Origin of the sequence: Aeromonas sp. QDB20, from assembly GCF_027707805.1 — a bacterium.
In the GTDB taxonomy this organism is placed as follows: Bacteria; Pseudomonadota; Gammaproteobacteria; order Enterobacterales; family Aeromonadaceae; genus Aeromonas; species Aeromonas dhakensis.
Genome location: NZ_JAPCJC010000001.1, coordinates 329,150 through 349,245, shown reverse-complemented (window position 1 = coordinate 349,245; position 20,096 = coordinate 329,150). Strand labels below are relative to the sequence as shown.

Here is a 20,096-nt window from a genome sequence, read left to right as displayed (position 1 = left end):
GTGGGCTGACCCACGGTTTTGCATAACGACGGCATGCTGCTTGGCAGCGCCACGCCGGTTACTGCTTGGCAATCTCCTCGTCGCGCAGCACGCGGCGCAGGATCTTGCCCACATTGGTCTTGGGAAGTTCGTCACGAAATTCTACCAGTTTCGGGACCTTATAGGCAGTCAGATGTTTGCGGCAGTGCGCAATAATCTCGTCTTCCAGCAGCTTTGGATCTTTCTTCACCACGAAGATCTTCACCAGCTCGCCAGAGACCTTGTGCGGCACGCCGACGGCGGCCACTTCCAGCACTTTCGGGTGGAGCGCCACCACGTCTTCGATCTCGTTCGGATAGACGTTGAAACCGGAGACCAGGATCATGTCTTTCTTGCGATCGACGATCTTGAAGAAGCCCTGCTCGTCGCACACCGCGATATCGCCGGTACAGAGCCAGCCATCCTGCATCACCTCGGCGGTGGCTTCCGGCCGCTGCCAGTAACCGCTCATCACCTGCGGGCCGCGTACCTGCATCTCCCCCGGTTTGCCGAGTTCGTGGATCACCTGACCGTTGTCATCCACCAGCCGGATGTCGGTGGAGCAGACCGGCAGGCCGATGGAACCGTTGTAGTCCACCAGATCGTAGGGGCAGACGCTCACCAGGGGTGAACACTCGGTCAGGCCGTAACCTTCCAGCAGCGGAGTGTCGGTCAACGCCTTCCACTGCTCGGCCACCGCCCGCTGCACCGCCATGCCGCCGCCGATGGTGAGCTTGAGCTTGTCAAACGGCATGCTCTGGAACTCGCCATTGTTGACCAGCGCGTTGAACAGGGTGTTGACCCCGGTGATGCAGGTGAAGGGGTACTTCTTGATCTCTTTGACAAAGCCCGGGATGTCGCGCGGGTTGCTGATCAGCAGGTTGTAGCCACCCAGACGCATGAACAGCAGGCAGTTCACGGTCAGCGCGAAGACGTGGTAGAGCGGCAGCGCGGTGACCACGAACTCCTTGCCCCGCTCCAGCACAGGGCCATAGACACCGAGGCACTGCTCCACGTTGGCGATCATGTTGCGGTGGGTCAGCATGGCCCCCTTGGAGAGGCCGGTGGTGCCGCCGGTGTATTGCAGGAAGGCGAGATCGTCGTTGTTGATCTCGGGCTTGATGTACTGCAGATAGCGCCCCTTGGCCAATGCCTGACGCATGGTGCTGGCGTGGGGCAGATTGTACTTGGGCACCAGCTTCTTGACGTATTTCACCACGAAGTTGACCAGGGTCCCCTTGGCCAGCCCCAGGTTGTCCCCCATCCGGGTCAAGATCACGTGCTTGACCGGGGTGTCGTAGACCACTTTTTCCAGGGTGTGGGCAAAGTTGGAGACGATGACGATGGCCTTGGCGCCGGAGTCCTTGAGCTGGTGCTCCAGCTCGCGCGGGGTGTAGAGCGGGTTGACGTTGACCACTATCATGCCGGCACGCAGGATGCCGAACACGGCGATGGGATACTGCAGCAGGTTGGGCATCATCACGGCGACCCGGTCACCCTGGCTCAGCTTGAGCTCGTTTTGCAGGTAGGCGGCAAAGGCGCGGGACTGCTCCTCGAGACGACGATAGGTAATGGTCTGCCCCATGTTGACGAAGGCAGGCTGGTCGGCAAACTCGTTCACCGACTCTTCAAACATCTCGACCAGGGAGCTGTATTGGTCTGGATTGATCTCGGCGGGCACCCCTTCTGGATAACGCTTCAGCCAGACTTTTTCCACGAACTTCTCCTGCATAACTAGCACCTGTGCGCTCACTGTGTTGCCTCCGTCCCTGTTCACATCCATTTCAAGCAGTTGTTTTAAGCTCATACTCTAATGTCGCCCATATTTACATAGGGCAACATCAATTAACAGCGAATTAACAACAGAAAAATGTGAGGGGGAAGACAAACCTGGAATTATTGAAAGCCGCCGATTCTACCGAATTTGACAAAATTTTTCGATACAAACCGCGGTCTCTGCCGAATTTTCCATATGAAAATGGTGGTTTCCCGCCAAAACGACACGTTCAATGCGTGTAAAGGCGGCATGACGCTCTCCCCACTGTACCTGCAGGCTGGCAAATCCCTCTGCGCCGGCGATAAACAGCACCGGGCAACGGATGGCCCGGATCAGCGCCTGAGCCTGCCCCTCGCTCATGCGCATGGGGGAGAGATCCCGCAGACGGGGATCGCTGCGCCAGTGCCAGCGCCCTGCCCGGGCTTCCAACTGCCGCTCGCAGATAAGGCGTGCCGCACTCGGGGTGATGTCCGCCACCTTGCAGCGCGCCGCCACCGCTTCGTCGATGGAGGCAAAGCCCTGGGAGGCTCGCTCGCGGGTTCTGCTGCGGTTGAGGATGGCCCGGCGCAGCTGCTCCGGCACGGCGTCGTCCGGCTGACTGAGGGGTCCGAGCCCCTCCAGCAGAATGAGCCGCTCCACCTGCTCGGGGAAGACCCCGGTATAGGCGGAGGCAATCAGCGCCCCGAGGGAGTGGCCCAGCAGCACAAAGCGCGACCAGCCGGCGGCCTGGGTGATCTGATAGAGATCGTCCAGCCAGTCGACAAAGACATAGGGTGTGTTCTTGTGATCCGAGTGACCGTGCCCCGGCAGATCGACACAGACGAGGTGAAAGTGAGTCAGAAAGGGGGCCAGGGGCACAAAGCTTGCGCTGTTGTCGAGCCAGCCATGCAGGGCAAGCAGCAGCGGTTTGTCCCCCTGCTCTCCCTGCGCCGGCGGGCTCTCGAGCAAGGCAACCCGGCGGCCGTCGGCCAGGGTCAGGAAGCGCTCTTGCAGCAAGGTGTTCATGCCCAGCTCCTAGCGGCGCAGCGGCCGTCTCGGCCAGTAGGGATCATAGAAGGGGTCGTAGAAGTAGGGATCCATGTAGCGGATCTCCACCTCCTTGACCGGCGGCCACAGCTTGCTGCCCGTCACCTTGAGCACCGAGAAGCGGTATTTATGCTCACCAATCTGGCTGTCCACCGGCTGGGCTATGGTGCCGAGCACCGTCAGGCTGCGCCCCTTGGCATAGAGGGTCGGGTCGACAAAACCCTGCATGATGGCCAGAAAACGGCCCGGGCTCTGTTCGGTCTGCTCCGGCACCCCGTTGGACTTGAGCGGCAGATAGACCACCTCGATGACGCTCTGATCCGCCTTGTTGTGTACCGACGAGATGACGCCGCTCCAGCGGGCCGGCTTGCCTTCCAGGCCGGCAAGCGCCGGCTGGTAGGCCACCAGCTGGTTGGCGGGCTCATAGGCCAGCTCTTGCGGGACCGAGCTGCAGGCACCGAGCAGAAGGCCGGCGGCCCCCATCACCATTGCACGCTTCAACATGTCACTCTCCTTGGGTCGGGCTGGGCCCGACCTCTCAACCGCCCGCATGGGGCCTGTGTCGACCGGCATGAGCGACAAGTCTGCCACTCCTGCCCTTATTCGCGACCCGGCAGCTTCTTCCAGGTCACCTTGTCACGCAAATATACCGGGGTCGCCTGCTCGACCGCCACCGCCTCGCCGGCCAGCCAGGCGCTACGGGCAAGCGGCAGCATGTCCTCTGCCGCCGGGAAGCGTACCTGGCTCGCCACCAGCTCGTCGGCCAGCGCAGCGAGGGTCTCGCCATAGGTCTCAAATCCGGTACCGACGCGGGTAAAGCTGCCCGGCAGCATGCCGCGGGACGCCACCAGTGCGGCGGGGCCGCTCACCACCTCTTCGCCCACCAGCTGGATGCGGCCATCGATGAGCTCATAATGGCCGAAGTAGACCTCGTCCATGCGCGCATCGATGGCGGTCAACACCCGCTCGGCGCCGTCTAGCCGATGAGCCCCCTGCGCCATGGCGGCCAGGGTGGAGATACCGATCAGCGGTACACCTGCGCCCAGCGCCAGCCCCTGCGCCACGCCGATGCCGATCCGCACCCCGGTAAAGGAGCCGGGACCACGGCCGAAGGCGATGGCATCGAGCTCGTCCAAGGTTACCCCGGCCTCGTCCAACACAGCCTGAACCATGGGCAGGATTTTACGGGTGTGATCCCGCGGCGCCTCTTCCCAACGGGAGAATACCTTTTCCCCCACCAGCAAGGCGGCGGAGCAGGCTTCGGTGGCGGTATCTACGGCCAGGATCTTCAACTCGTTCATGCTTTCCAATCTCTATAAAATCAGTCAATTACATAATCTGCAAGCAGGCTCTGCCAGCAGTTTTCACATTCTGGTGCGCGAATTGCGGGCCGCCTCGGCCCCTATCGGCAGCGTGGTCGTCACGCCATCGCACGGGTGCGCAGCATCTTCGGTAGATTCAGCCCTTGCGATCGAAAAACCCGCCCAGGGTGGCCAGCTCTCGAGTCCGAGGAATCGCGGGCAGGCTCTTGATGAAGGTCGCGCCGTAGGGTTTGTTGACCATGCGGGGATCACAGATGACCAGTACGCCGTGATCACTGCGATCACGAATGAGTCGCCCCACCCCCTGCTTCAAGGCAATTACCGCCTTGGGCAGCTGGATATCGGCGAAGGGATCACCGCCCCTGAGCTTGCAATCATCCACCCGCGCCTTCAGCAGCGGATCGTCGGGGCTGGCAAACGGCAGCTTGTCGATGATAACACAGGAGAGCGCGGCACCACGCACGTCGATCCCCTCCCAGAAGCTGCTGGTCGCCACCAGCACGGCGCGGCCATTCTCGACGAACTCCTTGAGCAGCCGCTGCTTGTTGTCTTCCCCCTGCAGCAACACGGTGCGACCGATCTCCCGGCGCAGCACCTCGGCCACCTGGCGCATCACCTGATGACTGGTACAGAGGAAGAAACAGCCCCCCGGCGTCTTGTTGATGAGCGGGATCATCAGGTTGGCCAGCTGCTCGCCCCGACCAAAGGCATTGGGCTCGGGCAGGAAGCGCGGCACACACAGGCGCGCCTGCTCGCCATAGTCGAACGGGCTGTCGAGAATAAGCTCGGCGCTGCCGGCCAGCCCCAACTCCGCCTTGAAGTGATCAAAGCGCATGTCCACCGTCAGCGTGGCCGAGGTAAACACCCAGGCCACCTCGGGGCGCAGCACCTCGGCGCCGAAGCGCTCGGCCACCGACAGCGGGGTCAGATTGAGGGTGAAATGGAGCCGCGAGCAATCATACCAGTAGGAGAATCCGGTCTGGTTGACCGCCAGCACCTCGCCAAGACGAGTGCGCAGCTCGCTGATGCGCTCGAAACAGTGGTCAAGCTGCTCCCCTCGCCCCAGCGCCAGCTTCAGCACCTCGTAACACAGGCCGAGTGCATCGTTGAGGCGGGCCAGCGCCTGGCCCCAGAGCGGTTGGCGCAACATGTCACGGGTGTTGCCACGACCGCCGTCCACCCCGAAGGCGAGCCGCAAGTCCTGGCTTGCGATGGCGAGCCTGTCCGCCGCCTTGCCAAGCTGGCCCATGTCGTGGGCCTCGGCCCGATAGGCAAGCTGGATATCCTGCGCCAGATCCTGGATGGTGCGGCTGCCCACCGACTTGCCAAAGTAGTTGGTGGCGATCTCGGGCAGCTGGTGCGCTTCATCAAACACATAGACCTGTGCTTCGGGCACCAGCTCGCCAAATCCGGTGTCTTTCACCGCCATGTCGGCGAAGAAGAGGTGGTGGTTGATCACCACCACCTGGGCATCCATGGCGCGGCGACGGGCCACCACCAGATGGCAGTCGTCGTAATAGGGGCAATCGCGGCCGAGGCAGTTTTCATTGGTGCTGGTGACGTGCGCGAGGATCTCGGCATTCTCCTGCAGCCCCGGAATATCGCCCACGTCACCGTTGTCGGTGGCGGTGGCGGTGGACCAGGACTTCACCTTGACCAGATCGTTGAGCACTTCGGGCTTTTGCAGGTGGGATTCGCTGAGCAACCGGTTCATCCGCTCGATGCACAGATAGTTGCTGCGCCCCTTAAGGAGAGCCACCGGCGGGGTATAGGAGAGTGCGCCGGTGATGGTCGGCAGGTCTCGATAGAAGAGCTGCTCTTGCAGGTTCTTGGAGCCGGTGCTGATCACCACCCGCTTGCCGGATTCCAGCGCCGGCACCAGATAGGCGTAGGTTTTGCCGGTACCTGTGCCCGCCTCCACCAGCAAGCGACCGTGTGACTTGATGGCGTTGGCCACCGCTTCGGCCATCTCCAGTTGCGGGGCGCGGGCGACAAAACCGTCGATATGGCTGGCCAGAGGGCCGTCTGGCTTGAACAGGGTCTGGATGGTCAAAGGGGCGTCCCGCTGCAACAAAAGGGGGCATTATGCCAAAAAGGTGGCAAAAGCGGGACTGACTTCTGCCCCTAGACGAAGAGATCGATCTGGTGATCGGGATCCGGCTTGTGATCGTCCTCTTCAGGCTTTTCCTGATCACGCTTGGCCGAGGGGTAAGGCTGCTGGCGCTGCTGGGAGTCGCCGTTGTCGGTGCTGGTCTTGCGCAACTGATGCTTCTGGCTGATCTGGGTTACTTCCCGCTTGATGTCGTCACTGCTCGGCGCGGCCGGCGCCCTGGGCAGAATGGGGAATAACAGGTCCTGGCTGGGCATGATGTCGCCTCCTCTGGCTCACCTTGTCTAGTTATCGACCATAAAACCGTTTTCTCAACTTTAATCGACCAAATCACATTTTCCGGTTGCTTTTTCCGTCAAGGCAGGTAGTTTAAATCGGGCGTCAACTACGACATCTTATTTGTAAAGGATTGATTACATGCAGTTCACCAGCCTGAAGACTCATCACCACCATCATCATCCCGAATAGTCTTTCAGGAGGTTGACTGCTGGAAGACACTTAACTGGTGACTTCCAAAAGGACCGCAAGATTCATAAACCCTCGGAAGCACCCACTTCCGAGGGTTTTTTCGTTTTTGACTAGAAGGAAATCGAGCAATGGAAACACAACGTCTGCGCATCGCCATGCAAAAATCCGGTCGTCTGAGCCAGGACTCCCAGGCCCTGTTCAAGAGCTGCGGCCTCAAGATCAACCTGCGCGAGCAGCGCCTCATCGCCCATGTCGAGAACATGCCCATCGACATCCTGCGGGTGCGCGATGACGACATCCCGGGGCTGGTGATGGAAGGGGTGGTCGACCTTGGCATCATCGGCGAGAACGTGCTGGAAGAGGTGCAGCTTATCCGCGCCTCCCAGGGCCAGCCCTTTGCGGTCAAGACCCTCAAACAGCTCGACTTCGGCGGCTGCCGCCTCTCCCTGGCGGTGCCGGACGATGTCAACTACACCGGGCCAGAGAGCCTCGCCGGCAAGCGCATCGCCACCTCCTACCCTGGGCTGCTCAAGCGCTTCTTCGACGAGAAAGGGCTCGCCTTCAAGAGCGTGATGCTGGGCGGCTCGGTAGAAGTGGCGCCGCGCGCGGGCCTGGCCGACGCCATCTGCGATCTGGTCTCCACCGGTGCCACCCTGGAGGCCAACGGCCTCAAAGAGGTGGAGGTTATCTACCGCTCCAAGGCGGTGCTGGTGCAAGCGCCCAACCCCTTGTCCGATGCCAAGCAGAAGATCATCGACACCCTGCTGCCCCGCATTCAGGGGATGCAGCAGGCGCGCGAGAGCAAGTACATCATGCTGCACGCCCCCAAGGACAAGCTCGATGCCATCACCGATCTGCTGCCGGGGGCCGAACGTCCCACCATCATGCAGCTGGCGGGCGAGACCAATCAGGTGGCGTTGCACGTCGTCTCCAGCGAGACCCTGTTCTGGGAGACCATGGAGCAGCTCAAGGCGCTGGGTGCCAGCTCCATTCTGGTGCTGCCCATCGAGAAGATGATGGAATAAGGAAGGGACATCATGCAGACCCTGATCTGGAAGACCCTCTCCCCCGCCCAGCAGGCCGACGTGCTGACCCGGCCCGCCCTGAGTGACGAAGCCGACATCGGCGCCGTGGTGCGGGAGATCATCGGCTCGGTACGCAGCCGGGGCGATGAGGCCCTGCGCGAGCTGAGCCAGCGTTTCGAACGTGCCCCGCGTCAGCAACTGCAGGTAAGCAATGCCGAAATCGAGGCCGCCTGCGAGCGCCTCGATGACGACATCAAGGGCGCCATCGAGGCGGCCATCGCCAACATTCGCACCTTCCACGCCGCGCAAGCGCAACCCGTGGTACGGGTGGAAACCCAGCCCGGAGTGGTGTGCGAGCTGCGCACCCAACCCATCAGCCGGGTCGGCCTCTACGTGCCGGGAGGCAGCGCGCCGCTCCCCTCCACCGTGATGATGCTGGCCATTCCGGCAGCGATCGCCGGTTGCCGAGAAGTGGTGCTCTGCACCCCGTCCCCGGCCAGCGACGAGATCCTGTTTGCCGCTCGCGCCTGCGGGGTCGAGAAGGTGTTCGCCATCGGCGGTGCCCAGGCCATCGCCGCCATGGCTTACGGCACCGAAAGCATTCCCAAGGTGGACAAGATTTTCGGCCCGGGCAACGCCTATGTGACCGAAGCCAAGGGCCAGGTGTCCCGCGACTGGCGCGGCGCCGCCATCGACATGCCGGCCGGCCCCTCCGAGGTGCTGGTGATCGCCGACGAGAGCGCCAACCCGGCCTTCGTGGCGGCGGATCTGCTCTCCCAGGCCGAGCACGGCCCCGACAGCCAGGTGGTGCTGGTGACCACCTCACCGCTGCTGGCCGACGCCATCAACGGCGAGATCAAGCGCCAGCTGGCCAAGCTCACTCGGCGCGACATCGCAGCTAAAGCACTCGGCAGCAGTCTGGTGATCCTCTGTGACGATCTGGCCGAGGCCTGCGCCATCTCCAACGCCTACGCGCCGGAGCACCTGATCGTGCAGACCCGCGCCCCGCGCGAGCTGCTGGACCGGCTTGAAAACGCCGGCTCCATCTTCCTCGGGGCATGGACACCGGAATCGGTCGGCGATTACGCCAGCGGCACCAACCACACCCTGCCTACCTATGGCTATGCCCGCACCTGCTCGAGCCTTGGCCTCGCCGACTATCAGCGCCGCTACACGGTGCAGGAGTTGAGTGCAGAGGGCATCCAGGGCCTTGGTCCCATAGTCCAGCGCATCGCCCAGGCCGAGGGGCTTGATGGCCACAAGAATGCCGTCACCCTGAGGTTGAACGCCCTGGCCGCCGCGCCCCAACAAACAGCACAGCAGAAGGATTTGTCATGAGCATTGCCAATCTGGCGCGCCGCGTGGTGCGGGCCCTCACCCCCTATCAATCTGCCCGCCGCATCGGCGGCAAGGGCCACGTCTGGCTCAACGCCAACGAGGCCCCGCTGGCCTATCCCTTCACCATCGAGGGGAGCCGCCTCAACCGCTACCCCGAGTGCCAGCCGACCGAGGTGGTGAACGGCTATGCCGCCTACGCTGGGGTCAATCCCGATCAGGTGCTGGTGAGCCGCGGTGCCGACGAGGCCATCGAGCTGTTGATCCGCACCTTCTGCGAGGCGGGACAGGATCAGATCCTCATCTGCCCCCCCACCTACGGCATGTACGCCATCAGCGCCGAGACCTGTGGTGTCGGTATCGTCGAACAACCGCTCACCGCCAGCCGCCAGCCGGACTGGCCCGCCATCGCCGATCGCCTCGGCGACGTGAAGCTGGTATTTCTCTGCTCCCCCAACAACCCCACCGGGGATCTGGTGGGGCGCGACGGGCTCATCGCCCTGCTGGAGAAGGCGCAGGATCGCGCCATCGTGGTGGTGGACGAGGCCTATATCGAGTTCTGCCCCGAGGCTTCCGTGGTGGACCTGCTGGCTCGCTTCCCCAATCTGGTGGTGACCCGCACCCTCTCCAAGGCCTTTGCCCTGGCGGGGATCCGCTGCGGCTTTACGCTGGCAAACCCGGAGGTGATAGCCATGCTGGCCAAGGTGATCGCCCCCTATCCCATTCCCGAGCCTATCGCCCAGATAGCGGCGCAGGCCCTCTCCCCCATGGGGCTCGAGCTGATGCGCGAGCGAGTGGTGGAGCTCAACAGGCAAAAGGTCGCCTTCAAGGCTGAGCTGGCAGGATTTGCCTGCGTGAAGGAAGTGTTCGAGGACAAGGGCAACTTTGTACTGGTGCGCTTTGTGGATGGCGCCACCGTCTTTGCCGCCATGAAGTCCGCCGGCATCATACTGCGGGACTTCTCCAGCAAGCCGGGCCTTGATAACAGCATTCGCGTCACCATTGGCTATCAGGGCGAGATGGACGCCGTGCTGGCCGTGCTGCGTGACCTGCCCTCTCCCACTTTGTAAGACAAGGATGTAGCGATGAAGACCCCGTTTTTGTTTATCGACCGCGACGGCACCCTGATTGAAGAGCCGGTGACCGACAAGCAGGTGGACAGCCTCGCCAAGCTGCGCTTCGAACCCATGGTGATCCCGGTACTGCGCGAGCTGCAGGCCGCCGGTTACGTGCTGGTGATGGTGACCAACCAGGATGGGCTGGGCACCGCCAGCCTGCCGCTGGAGAACTTCCAGCCGCCCCACGACCTGATGATGCACCTGTTCGAATCGCAAGGAGTGAGCTGGGAAAAGGTGCTGATCTGCCCTCACTTCCCCACCGACGGCTGCAGCTGCCGCAAGCCCCACCTCGGCCTGGTCAAGGAGTATCTCGCCTCGGGTCGCATCGACTTTGCCAACTCCTTCGTGATTGGTGACAGACAGACCGATCTGCAGCTTGCCGAGAACATGGGCATTGGCGGTATTCGCTACCACCCGCAAGATCACGGCTGGCTCGCCATTCGTGATCAGCTGCTCTCCAAAGGACGAGTTGCCGAGGTGGAGCGCTATACCAAGGAGACCCGCATCCAGGTGGCTGTGGATTTAGACAAGAGCGGCGGCAACCAGATTGAAACCGGCATCGGCTTTTTTGATCACATGCTGGATCAGATAGCGACCCACGCCGGTTTCAGGCTCAAGCTCAAGGTCAGCGGCGATCTGCACATCGACGATCACCACACGGTGGAAGATGTCGGCCTCGCGCTCGGTCAGGCCCTGCGCCAGGCTCTTGGCAACAAGCGCGGCATCGGTCGTTTCGGCTTCGTGCTGGCGATGGACGAGGTGCAGGCGGTGATCGATGGCCGCCCGCGTGCGGATGAAGAGACCCCGCTCACCGAGCAGGAGGTAGCCACCGCGCTGGATTTGAGCGGTCGCCCCTACTTCGTGTTCGACTGCCCGAGCGGTTTTGGCCGCGACAACGTGGGCGAGATGGCCACCGAGATGGTGCCCCACTTCTTTCGCTCCCTCTCGGACGCCATGGCCATCACATTGCAGATGAAGGTGGGCAGCGGCAACACCCACCACCAGGTGGAGGCGCTGTTCAAGGGCTTTGGCCGTGCCCTGCGCCAGGCCATTCGAGTGGAAGGGAGCGAACTCCCCTCCAGCAAGGGGGTGCTGTGATGGAAGTGAACAAGCAGAAGCTGGTCATCATCGACACTGGGTGTGCAAACCTTGCCTCGGTCAGGATGGCGTTCGAGCGCCTCGGCGTGCAACCGCGGGTCTCCCGCGAGGCGGCCGACATCGAAGCGGCTGACAAGCTGATCCTGCCCGGCGTCGGCACCGCCGTGGCCGCCATGAAGAACCTCAACGAGCGCAATCTGGTGCCGCTTATTCGCGCCGCCAAACAGCCACTGCTGGGCTTTTGCCTCGGCATGCAGATGCTGGCGGAGGCCTCCGAAGAGACCATGAGTGAGGGCGAAGACAAGGGCGGGCTGATCGACTGCCTCGGCATAGTCCCTGGCAAGATCCGGCTGATGGAGGTGGGCAACCTGCGCCTGCCTCACATGGGCTGGAATCAGGTGGAGCACGACGAGAGCCACCCGCTGCTCAAGGGGATCCCAAGCGGCAGCTACTTCTACTTCGTCCACTCCTACGCCCTGGAGGTGACCGACGCCACCATCGCCACCTGCGACTACGGCCAGCAGTTTACCGCCATTGTCGGTCGTGACAACTTCTTCGGCGCCCAATTCCACCCGGAGCGCTCCGGCGCGGCCGGTGCCCGCCTACTGCAAAACTTTCTGGAGCTTTAACAAGGATGATTATCCCAGCCATTGATCTGATTAACGGCCAAGTCGTCAGGCTCTATCAGGGCGACTACGGCCAGAAGACCGCCTACAGCGACAGCCCGCAGGCCCGTTTCGATGAATATGTCTCCCAGGGGGCGGTGCAGCTGCACCTGGTGGATCTGGACGGTGCCAAGGATGCCAGGGCGCGCCAGCTCCCCCTCATCGCCCAGCTGCTGTCGGCCACCGAGGCACCGGTACAGGTAGGGGGTGGCGTGCGCAGCGAGCAGGATGTGGCGGACCTGCTGGCCGCCGGCGCCAGCCGGGTGGTGATCGGCTCCACCGCCGTCAAATCGCCGGATCTGGTGGCCAACTGGATGGAGAAGTACGGCCCCGAGCGCATCGTGCTGGCACTGGACGTCAATATCGACGCCCAGGGCAATCGCCATATCGCGGTAGCCGGCTGGCAGGAGAATAGCGGGGTGACCATAGAGGCACTGATCGAGCGCTTCCTGCCCGCCGGGCTCAAGCACGTGCTCTGCACCGACATCAGCCGTGACGGCACCCTGGCCGGTACCAACGTCGAACTCTATCGGGATCTCTGCGCCCGCTACCCGAGCGTCGGTTTCCAGGCCTCCGGCGGCATTGGCGGCATCGAGGATATCGAGGCGCTCAAGGGCTCCGGGGTCAAGGGGATCATCCTCGGTCGCGCCCTGCTGGAGGGCAAGTTCTCGGTGGGGGACGCCATCGCCTGCTGGGGCAGCCACGGCAGCGCCGGCTGATCCCGCCACAGCAGACAACCTCCTGACGTTGACTGGTGAAGGCCCGCCTGCGGGCCTCTCTCCAGCAAGGGGTAAATCGGGGTAAGTCCTTATTACTTGGTAACAATTGACTCTATACTCGAACTCACTGAGACAACGTCACGGAGGATCCATGTTTACATCTCACTCCGCCACCATCCTGATTGTCGACGATTCCCCCGAGAATCTGATGGTGCTGACCGACCTGCTCTCCTCCACCTACCGGGTGCTCGCGGCCCAGAGCGGAGAGAAGTGCCTGCGCATCGCCACCGGCAAGATCACACCGGACCTCATCCTGCTGGATGTGATGATGCCTGGCATGGACGGCTACGAGGTGCTCAAGCAGTTGCGTCTCAACGGGCAAACCAGCCGCATCCCGGTCGTGCTGCTCACCGCCCTCGCCGATCCCCAGAGCGAAGAGTACGGCCTGTCGCTGGGAGCCGCCGACTACATCACCAAACCCATCAAACCCGCCATCGTCCAGGCCAGGGTACGCACCCAGCTGGAGGCCAAGCAGGCCCGCGACGGTCTGCAGAACCAGAATGCCGCGCTGGAAGCCGAAGTGGCACGGCGCATGGCGGAAAATGATCTGACCCAGCAGGTCTCCATCCGCGCCCTCGCCCATCTGGCGGAGATCCGCGATCCCGAAACCGGCAATCACATCCTGCGCACCCAGGGCTATGTCAGGCAGCTGGCCAGCGCGCTGTCGACCCATCCCCGCTTTGCCGAGACCCTGACCCCCCGCTACATCGACCTGCTGAGCCGCTCGGCCCCGCTGCACGACATCGGCAAGGTGGGCATACCGGATCAGATCCTGCTAAAACCGGGCAAGCTGACGCCCGAGGAGTGGCAGATCATGCGCACCCACGCCAAGCTCGGCAGCGATGCCATCGAGGAGGCTGAACGGGACATTGATCAGCCACTGGTATTTCTCACCCTGGCCAAGGAGATCGCCCACTGGCACCACGAGAAGTGGGACGGCAGCGGCTATCCGGACGGTCTGAAGGGAGACGCCATTCCACTCTCGGCCCGCTTGATGGCGCTGGCGGATGTGTTCGACGCCCTCATCAACGTGCGGGTCTACAAGGCGGCCATGCCCTATGACGAGGCGCGCGCCCTGATCCTCTCCGGCAGCGGCCAGCATTTTGACCCGGACGTGGTGACCGCCTTTGACAGCCACTTCGACGAGTTCATCGCCATCGCCGAGCGCTACAAGGACGACAACGAGGTCCCTCATGGCTGAACGGCCGCCCTTGACCCGGGCCCATGTACTCAATGTGGTGCTCACCTATGCCGCCGTGGCGAGCCTGTGGATCCTGCTCTCCGACAAGGCGGTGGAGTGGCTGTTCAGCACCCCGGCGCAATTCGCACTGGCCAGTACCATCAAGGGGTGGCTGTTCATTGTCATCACCGCCACCCTGCTCTACGCCATGCTGCGCCGGCGCATCGATCAGCCCACCGTCAGCAGCACGCCATCGAGGCGCCAACTGCTTCCCTTCGTGCTGTTCAATGGCCTCATCATCGCCCTGACCGCCATGGCCATCGCCCAGAACATCAATCTGACCCAGGACAAGGAGGCGACCCGGCTCGAGACCATCGCCGACCTCAAAGGCAAGCGCATCACCGAGTGGCTCAACTCCCGCGAATTCGACGCCCACATACTGCTCGAAAACCCGCTCTATGGCGCCCTCTATCGCGAAGCCCAGACCAGCCATGCCGGCCAGGCCGACCTGATGGCCAGGCTCGATGAGTTTCTCTCCATCCGCCGTTTCAGCGCCGCCACCGTGCTGGCGCCGAGTGGCGAGGTGCTGTGGCAGACGCAGGGGGCCAGCGGTCTCAACTCCGCGCTGCGCAATGCCCTGGCCAGTGTCAGCGCCGGGCGTATCACCCGGGTGGGCCCCTACCTGGACGAGCAAGGGCATGCCCGGCTCGATTTCATCGCTCCCCTGCCGGTGACCGACGGCAAGCCCCCCCTGATCGTGCTGCAGATCAGCAGCAGCGATCCCCTCAACAGCATTCTCAAGACCTGGCCGGTGCCGGACAGCAGCGGCGAAGCCCTGCTGTTTCGCCGCAACGGCGAGCAGATCCAGTTCATCAATGACGTCCGCTATCGTCCGGACTCGGCCCTCACCCTGCAGTTGCCGGCCAGCAGCAAGGAGCTGCTGGCGGCCCAGTACCTGCGCCATGATCACGACGCCCAGGACAAAGCGATCTTCTTTGGCCGGGACTATCGCAACGTGCCGGTGTTTGGCACCGCCCGTCCGGTGCTGGGCACCGACTGGTACCTGCTGGCCAAGATAGACGAGGCGGAGCTCAACCGCGCGGTATTGAAAGAGAGCATCTGGATCGGGCTCATCGGCCTGCTTGCCCTCTTCATTACCAATGCGGGCATCGTACTGCTGCGCCAGCACACCCGGCTGCAGATGGCCGAGCAGGTTCGCCAGTCCCAGGCCGGCCGGCTGCAGGCGCTGCAGTTGCTCTCCGCCATCGCCGACAGCTCGGAAGACGCCATCTTCGCCAAGGATCTGGAGGGCAAGTACATCCTGTTCAACCGCGCCGCCAGCCAGTTCGTCGGCAAGTCGGCCAGCGAGATGCTGGGCCAGGATGACACGGCCATCTTTCCCCCCGATCAGGCGCGCATGCTGATGGAGATTGGCCGCCAGGTGATTGCCAGCAACCGGGTGCAGACCCAGGAGGAGTTTCTGACCCTGCCAGGCGGCGAGCGGGTGTTTCTCGCCACCAAGGGGCCGCTGCAGGGCAGCGATGGCGAGGTGATCGGTATCTTTGGCATCTCTCGCGACATCACCGACTTCAAGCGGGCCGAAGCGGGCCTGCGCGAGCGTGAAGGGCTGTTCCGCGCCCTGGTGGAGCAATCCCTGGCCGGCATCTACATCATCCAGCAGGGTCAACTCTGCTACATCAACCCCGGTTTTGCCCGCCTGTTCGGCTACGGTTCGACTGCGGCACTGCTGAAGATTGGCTCCCTGCCAGCCCTGGCCAGTGCCAAGGACAGCGCCAGAGTGGCCGAACAGCTGCAGCGCTGCGAGCAGGAAGACAGCGAGATCCACACCCGCTTCACCGCCCTGCATCACGATCACCAGAACATCGAGATGGAGCTGTACGGCCGGCGTGTCGACTACCGTGGCCAGCCCGCAGTACTCGGCCTCTTGCTGGACATCACGGAGCGGGAGCAGGTCGAACAGGCCCTGACCCGCCAGGCGAGCGAACTGCGCCAGCAAAACAACGAGCTGGAGCGGTTCAACAAGGTGATGGTGGACAGGGAGCTCGCCATGCTGGCCCTCAAGCACAAGATCAATGAGTTGTCGCTCCAGCTCGGAGAGCAGCCCCCCTACCCGCAGGCCCCCACTCCACCGGAAGAGTCCCTATGATGAACTGGTCTTCGCTGTGGCATCTTCGCCCCACCAAACAGCGCTGGGGCGTCTGCCTGCTGGCACTGCTGCTGCCCGTCCTGATGCTGCAGATCCGGGTCCAGCTGCCGATTGCCTTTGGCGAGCGCCCCCTGCTGGTGCTGTTCATGCTGCCCATCATCGTCTGTGCCCTGCTGGGGGGGCTGTTGCCCGGTCTGCTCTGCACTCTGATGAGCGGCCTGCTCACGGCCTACTTCGTGTTGCTCCCGGTCCACGAGCTGCGCATCGGCTCCGGCCAGGATCTGGTGCAGTGGGGCATTCTGGAGGTCAACGGCATCCTCATCAGCCTGCTGAGCGCCGCGGTGCACAACTCCCGCAGCCGGGAGACCCAGCGTTGGCAAGAGCTGGCCAGCATCCAGTCCCGTCTGCAACAGAGTGAAACCCGCTTCCAGGCCACCTTCGAACAGGCCGCGGTCGGCATTGCCCTGGTCGCCCCCGACGGCAAGTGGTTGCGGGTCAACCAGCGGCTGTGCGACATGGTGGGCTATCAGGCCGACGAGCTGATGGGGATGACCTTTCAGCAGATCACCCACCCGGACGATCTCTTCATCGACCAGACCTATGTGACCCAGATGCTGGCCGGCGAACGCCAGCAGTACACCCTGGAGAAGCGCTACCTGCGCAAGGGGGGAGAGATCCTCTGGATCACCCTGACGGTGGCGCTGGTCAAAAATCTCAAGGGGGAGCCCGACTACTTCATCTCGGTGATCGAGGACAACCAGCAGCGCAAGGAGGCGGAGGAGGCCCTGCGCCGCAACGAGGGGATCCTGCGTGAATCCCAGCACCTGGCCAAGATCGGCAACTGGCGCTGGCACATCGCCGATGACAGCCACTTCTGGTCGCCGGAGATCTACCGCATCTATGGCCGCGATCCCTCCCTGCCCCCTGCCATCTACCCCGAAGTGAAGAAGTATTTCACCCAGGAGGGGTGGCGAACCATTGCCCAGTCGGTCGAACGCTGCCTGCAGGATGGTCAACCCTACGAGTGCGATGCCGAGGTGTATCACGAACATGGCGACCCCGCCTGGATCATCGCCCGGGGGGCGGCACTTCGAGACAGCGAGGGGACCATAGTCGAGCTTTACGGCACGGTACAGGACATCACGGAGCGCAAGCTGGCCGAGCAGCAGTTGCTGCACAACCAGCAGATAGCGCTCGATACCCAGCGCCGCGCCCGACTGGCGGCGCTCAATCTGATGGATGACGCCATCAGCGCCCGCATCCGCGCCGAGACCACCAGCAGCGCCCTGCGCGAGAGTGAACAGCGGTTGCTGCTGGCCCAGGAGGGGGCGCACATCGGGATCTGGGAGTGGAACATCCAGAGCGGTCGCCTCTACTTCTCCCCCGAGTGCGCCCGCCTCTATGGCCGCAGCGCCGAGCAACTCAGCGAGATCCACACCTGGCAGCGCTGCCTGCATCCGGACGACAAGCCACGGATCGACAAGCTGCTGGCAGATCTCCCCGCCGGCGGCAAGCCGGTGGAGCTCGAGTTCCGGATCCTGCTGCCCAACGGCGAGGTGCGCTGGCTCAGCAGCAAGGGCAGCGTCTATCGGGATGCCCAGCAGCGCCCGCTGCGCCTGCTCGGCATCCATCTGGACATCACAGAGCGCAAACTGGCCGAGCAGCAGCTGCGCCAGCTGTCGCTCGCGCTGGAGCAGAGTCCGGACGGCGTCTTCATCACCGATACCCATGCCCGCATCGAGTATGTCAACGTCGCCTTCCTGACCACCAGCGGCTACCAGCAGAGCGAAGTGATCGGCCAGACCCCGACCCTGCTGCGCTCCGGCCTCACCCCCAGGGCCACCTATATCGCCCTGTGGGACGCCATCAAACGCGGCCAGCGCTGGCACGGCGAGTTCATCAACAAACGCAAGGACGGCTCCCACTATCATGTGCTGGCCACCGTCTCCCCCATCCGCCAGGAGAACGGGGTAGTGACCCACTACGTGACGGTACAGGCCGACATCACCGAGAAGAAGCAGCTCGGCGAGGAGCTGGATCAATACCGCTATCACCTGGAGGAGATGGTTGACGAGCGCACCCTGCAACTGGCCCAGGCCCATCAGCGGGCAGAGAGCGCCAACCGCGCCAAGAGTGCGTTTCTGGCCAACATGAGCCACGAGATCCGCACCCCCATGAACGCCATTCTGGGGCTCACCTATCTGCTCAAGCGCGACACGCCGGATCACACCCAGCAGGAGCGGCTGGAGAAGATCGACAACGCCGCCCAGCATCTGCTCACCATCATCAACGACATTCTGGATCTCTCCAAAATCGATGCCGGCAAGATGGCGCTGGAGCAGAGCGACTTCTCCCTCACCGCCATGCTGGACAACGTCAGCGCCCTGATGAGCGAGCAGGCCCGCGCCAAGGGGCTCACCATCATAGTCGACATCGGCGACACCCCGGCCTGGGTGCATGGCGACATCACCCGTTTGCGCCAGGCGCTGCTCAACTACACGGCCAACGCCATCAAGTTCACCGAGCAGGGCTCGGTCACCCTGCGGGTACGACCGGAGCGCCAGCTTGGCAGCGACTATCTGCTGCGTTTTGAGGTGGAGGACACAGGAATCGGCATCAGCCCGGAACAGACCGAGAAGCTGTTCCAGGCCTTCGAGCAGGCGGACGTCTCCACCACCCGCAAATATGGCGGCACCGGGCTGGGGCTCGCCATCACCAGCCGGCTCGCCACCCTGATGGGCGGGGATGTGGGGGTCAGCAGCACCCTCGGCAAGGGCAGCTGTTTCTGGTTTACCGCCCGCCTCTCGGCAGGCCAGGGCGAGCCGCAACAGCCCGCCCGGCTGGAGCAGACGGTGCAGCAGGCTCTCTTTTTCGCCAACCATGCCAGGGTGCTGCTGGTGGAGGACAACGCCATCAACCGCGAGGTGGTGCTGGAGCTGCTCGGCAACAGCGGCCTGGTCATAGAGACGGCGGTGAACGGCCATGAGGCGCTGGAGCGCGTCAGTCAGCACCCCTTCGATCTTATCCTGATGGACATACAGATGCCGCTGATGGATGGCTACAGCGCCACCCGCGCCATCCGGGCGCTGCCGGGTTGGGATAAGGTGCCCATTCTGGCGCTTACCGCCAGTGCCTTCGAAGAGGACAGAAGGGCCTGCGAGTCCGCCGGCATGAACGACTTCATCGCCAAACCGGTCACCCCGACCCGCCTGTTTGCAGCGCTGCAACAGTGGTTGCTTAACAGCTCAGCCGCCAAACCCGCTTATCAACGCCGGGCCAACGATCTGCTGATCGGCCCCCTCGCCCGCCTGCAAGGGGTGCCCGGGCTCGACCTGCAGCAGGGGCTGGCGGTGTTGCAGGGCAACCAGAACAAGTACGTGACCCTGCTGCGCCACTTCGCCAGCGAACACAGTCTGGACATGCAGCAGCTGGCCGCTCAGCTGCAAACCGGTGACAAGCCCGCCGCCACCCGGCTGGTTCACACCCTGCGCGGGGTTGCCAGCACCCTGGGGCTGGTCGAGCTGGCCGCGCTCTGTCAGCAGCTGGAGCAGGCCCTTGCCAAAGGAAACCTGGTCCCGGCCGAGCTGATGATGCCCATCGAGCGCCACCTCTCTGAGCTGCTCAACCTGCTGGGAGAGGAGGAGCGCCTGGTCCCCGCCACCTCGACACCCCTTGGCGGCCAGTGGCAACAACCGCTGCTGCGTCAGATGGAAGATCTGCTGCTGCAAAGCGACACCGCCGTGCTGCCGCTGTTCGAGCAGTATGCCGCCCCCCTGATGCTCACGCTGGGCGCCCAAGGCGAGACGCTGGCCCGTCAGCTCAAGGTGTTCGACTTTGATGGGGCCCTGCTCACTCTGCGGGCACTGCTGGCAACGGATGATTCTCATGGGGAACCACTGGCACGCCAGCCCGATGGCAGCATGGGATCCCAGGGGGCCAACAGGGCAGATAAAGGGTTGAATCACTGAATAAAGTCGTGCATATAGTGGTGTTCCCCCGCGTGAAAAC

The 20,096-nt window shown here is 63.2% G+C and carries 15 protein-coding genes and 1 other annotated feature; of the genes, 9 read left to right on the top strand and 6 right to left on the bottom strand.

The window, feature by feature from the left end:
• Positions 1 to 58 precede the first annotated feature (58 nt).
• The 6 genes from fadD to PG897_RS01455 all read right to left on the bottom strand — a co-directional run bounded on the left by fadD (position 59) and on the right by PG897_RS01455 (position 6,510).
• Positions 59 to 1,735, bottom strand: a complete 1,677-nt coding sequence (fadD, locus tag PG897_RS01480; protein WP_010633942.1) for a long-chain-fatty-acid--CoA ligase FadD — start codon at positions 1,733 to 1,735, stop codon at positions 59 to 61.
• A gap of 198 nt (positions 1,736 to 1,933) precedes the next feature.
• Positions 1,934 to 2,800 (bottom strand): alpha/beta fold hydrolase, encoded by an 867-nt coding sequence (locus tag PG897_RS01475; RefSeq protein ID WP_201883580.1) that lies wholly within the window; start codon positions 2,798 to 2,800, stop codon positions 1,934 to 1,936.
• Positions 2,801 to 2,809: 9 nt separating this feature from the next.
• Positions 2,810 to 3,325, bottom strand: coding sequence for a Slp family lipoprotein (locus PG897_RS01470; RefSeq protein ID WP_065017116.1), 516 nt, complete (start codon positions 3,323 to 3,325; stop codon positions 2,810 to 2,812).
• Between the two features lie 95 nt (positions 3,326 to 3,420).
• Positions 3,421 to 4,122 carry a tRNA (adenosine(37)-N6)-threonylcarbamoyltransferase complex dimerization subunit type 1 TsaB gene (gene tsaB, locus PG897_RS01465; RefSeq protein WP_017788102.1) on the bottom strand — a complete coding sequence of 234 codons (702 nt, stop codon included), beginning with the start codon at positions 4,120 to 4,122 and terminating at the stop codon, positions 3,421 to 3,423.
• Positions 4,123 to 4,279: 157 nt separating this feature from the next.
• The gene (locus PG897_RS01460; RefSeq protein WP_270828705.1) at positions 4,280 to 6,196 is read right to left on the bottom strand and encodes an ATP-dependent DNA helicase; all 1,917 of its coding nucleotides are present in this window, start codon (positions 6,194 to 6,196) and stop codon (positions 4,280 to 4,282) included.
• Between the two features lie 71 nt (positions 6,197 to 6,267).
• A complete protein-coding gene (locus PG897_RS01455) occupies positions 6,268 to 6,510 on the bottom strand; it encodes a hypothetical protein (protein ID WP_005301068.1) in 243 nt (80 codons plus the stop codon).
• A 186-nt stretch (positions 6,511 to 6,696) separates the two neighbouring features.
• Positions 6,697 to 6,825 (top strand) — a sequence feature (His leader region).
• 24 nt (positions 6,826 to 6,849) lie between these two features.
• Here PG897_RS01455 and hisG point away from each other — a divergent pair.
• The 9 genes from hisG to PG897_RS01410 all read left to right on the top strand — a co-directional run bounded on the left by hisG (position 6,850) and on the right by PG897_RS01410 (position 20,056).
• Positions 6,850 to 7,746 (top strand): ATP phosphoribosyltransferase, encoded by an 897-nt coding sequence (gene hisG / locus PG897_RS01450; protein WP_017764450.1) that lies wholly within the window; start codon positions 6,850 to 6,852, stop codon positions 7,744 to 7,746.
• A 12-nt stretch (positions 7,747 to 7,758) separates the two neighbouring features.
• Positions 7,759 to 9,084: a histidinol dehydrogenase gene (hisD, locus tag PG897_RS01445; RefSeq protein WP_201880622.1), complete on the top strand. Its 1,326-nt coding sequence runs from the start codon at positions 7,759 to 7,761 to the stop codon at positions 9,082 to 9,084.
• Positions 9,081 to 10,151 (top strand): histidinol-phosphate transaminase, encoded by a 1,071-nt coding sequence (gene hisC, locus PG897_RS01440; protein WP_201880625.1) that lies wholly within the window; start codon positions 9,081 to 9,083, stop codon positions 10,149 to 10,151. The genes hisD and hisC overlap by 4 nt, the downstream gene beginning before the upstream one ends.
• Positions 10,152 to 10,166: 15 nt before the next feature.
• A complete protein-coding gene (gene hisB, locus PG897_RS01435; protein ID WP_201880628.1) occupies positions 10,167 to 11,297 on the top strand; it encodes a bifunctional histidinol-phosphatase/imidazoleglycerol-phosphate dehydratase HisB in 1,131 nt (376 codons plus the stop codon).
• Positions 11,297 to 11,926 carry an imidazole glycerol phosphate synthase subunit HisH gene (hisH, locus tag PG897_RS01430; protein WP_017784289.1) on the top strand — a complete coding sequence of 210 codons (630 nt, stop codon included), beginning with the start codon at positions 11,297 to 11,299 and terminating at the stop codon, positions 11,924 to 11,926. The genes hisB and hisH overlap by 1 nt, the downstream gene beginning before the upstream one ends.
• Before the next feature lie 5 nt (positions 11,927 to 11,931).
• The gene (gene hisA / locus PG897_RS01425; RefSeq protein ID WP_201880631.1) at positions 11,932 to 12,681 is read left to right on the top strand and encodes a 1-(5-phosphoribosyl)-5-[(5-phosphoribosylamino)methylideneamino]imidazole-4-carboxamide isomerase; all 750 of its coding nucleotides are present in this window, start codon (positions 11,932 to 11,934) and stop codon (positions 12,679 to 12,681) included.
• Positions 12,682 to 12,832: 151 nt separating this feature from the next.
• The gene (locus PG897_RS01420; RefSeq protein ID WP_010633932.1) at positions 12,833 to 13,942 is read left to right on the top strand and encodes a response regulator; all 1,110 of its coding nucleotides are present in this window, start codon (positions 12,833 to 12,835) and stop codon (positions 13,940 to 13,942) included.
• Entirely contained in the window at positions 13,935 to 16,088 is a 2,154-nt protein-coding gene (locus tag PG897_RS01415) for a PAS domain-containing protein (RefSeq protein ID WP_201880636.1), read from the top strand. The genes PG897_RS01420 and PG897_RS01415 overlap by 8 nt, the downstream gene beginning before the upstream one ends.
• Positions 16,085 to 20,056 (top strand): PAS domain S-box protein, encoded by a 3,972-nt coding sequence (locus PG897_RS01410; RefSeq protein WP_270828704.1) that lies wholly within the window; start codon positions 16,085 to 16,087, stop codon positions 20,054 to 20,056. Before PG897_RS01415 ends, PG897_RS01410 begins: the two co-directional genes overlap by 4 nt.
• The last annotated feature ends 40 nt before the right edge of the window (positions 20,057 to 20,096 follow it).

Excerpts from the sequence above, each read along its gene's own strand:
- PG897_RS01475 (WP_201883580.1), bottom strand. The coding sequence starts at position 2,800 with ATGAACACCTTGCTGCAAGAGCGCTTCCTGACCCTGGCCGACGGCCGC.
- PG897_RS01470 (WP_065017116.1), bottom strand. The coding sequence starts at position 3,325 with ATGTTGAAGCGTGCAATGGTGATGGGGGCCGCCGGCCTTCTGCTCGGT.
- tsaB (WP_017788102.1), bottom strand. The coding sequence starts at position 4,122 with ATGAACGAGTTGAAGATCCTGGCCGTAGATACCGCCACCGAAGCCTGC.
- PG897_RS01455 (WP_005301068.1), bottom strand. The coding sequence starts at position 6,510 with ATGCCCAGCCAGGACCTGTTATTCCCCATTCTGCCCAGGGCGCCGGCC.
- hisG (WP_017764450.1), top strand. The coding sequence starts at position 6,850 with ATGGAAACACAACGTCTGCGCATCGCCATGCAAAAATCCGGTCGTCTG.
- hisD (WP_201880622.1), top strand. The coding sequence starts at position 7,759 with ATGCAGACCCTGATCTGGAAGACCCTCTCCCCCGCCCAGCAGGCCGAC.
- hisC (WP_201880625.1), top strand. The coding sequence starts at position 9,081 with ATGAGCATTGCCAATCTGGCGCGCCGCGTGGTGCGGGCCCTCACCCCC.
- hisB (WP_201880628.1), top strand. The coding sequence starts at position 10,167 with ATGAAGACCCCGTTTTTGTTTATCGACCGCGACGGCACCCTGATTGAA.
- hisH (WP_017784289.1), top strand. The coding sequence starts at position 11,297 with ATGGAAGTGAACAAGCAGAAGCTGGTCATCATCGACACTGGGTGTGCA.
- hisA (WP_201880631.1), top strand. The coding sequence starts at position 11,932 with ATGATTATCCCAGCCATTGATCTGATTAACGGCCAAGTCGTCAGGCTC.
- PG897_RS01420 (WP_010633932.1), top strand. The coding sequence starts at position 12,833 with ATGTTTACATCTCACTCCGCCACCATCCTGATTGTCGACGATTCCCCC.
- PG897_RS01415 (WP_201880636.1), top strand. The coding sequence starts at position 13,935 with ATGGCTGAACGGCCGCCCTTGACCCGGGCCCATGTACTCAATGTGGTG.
- PG897_RS01410 (WP_270828704.1), top strand. The coding sequence starts at position 16,085 with ATGATGAACTGGTCTTCGCTGTGGCATCTTCGCCCCACCAAACAGCGC.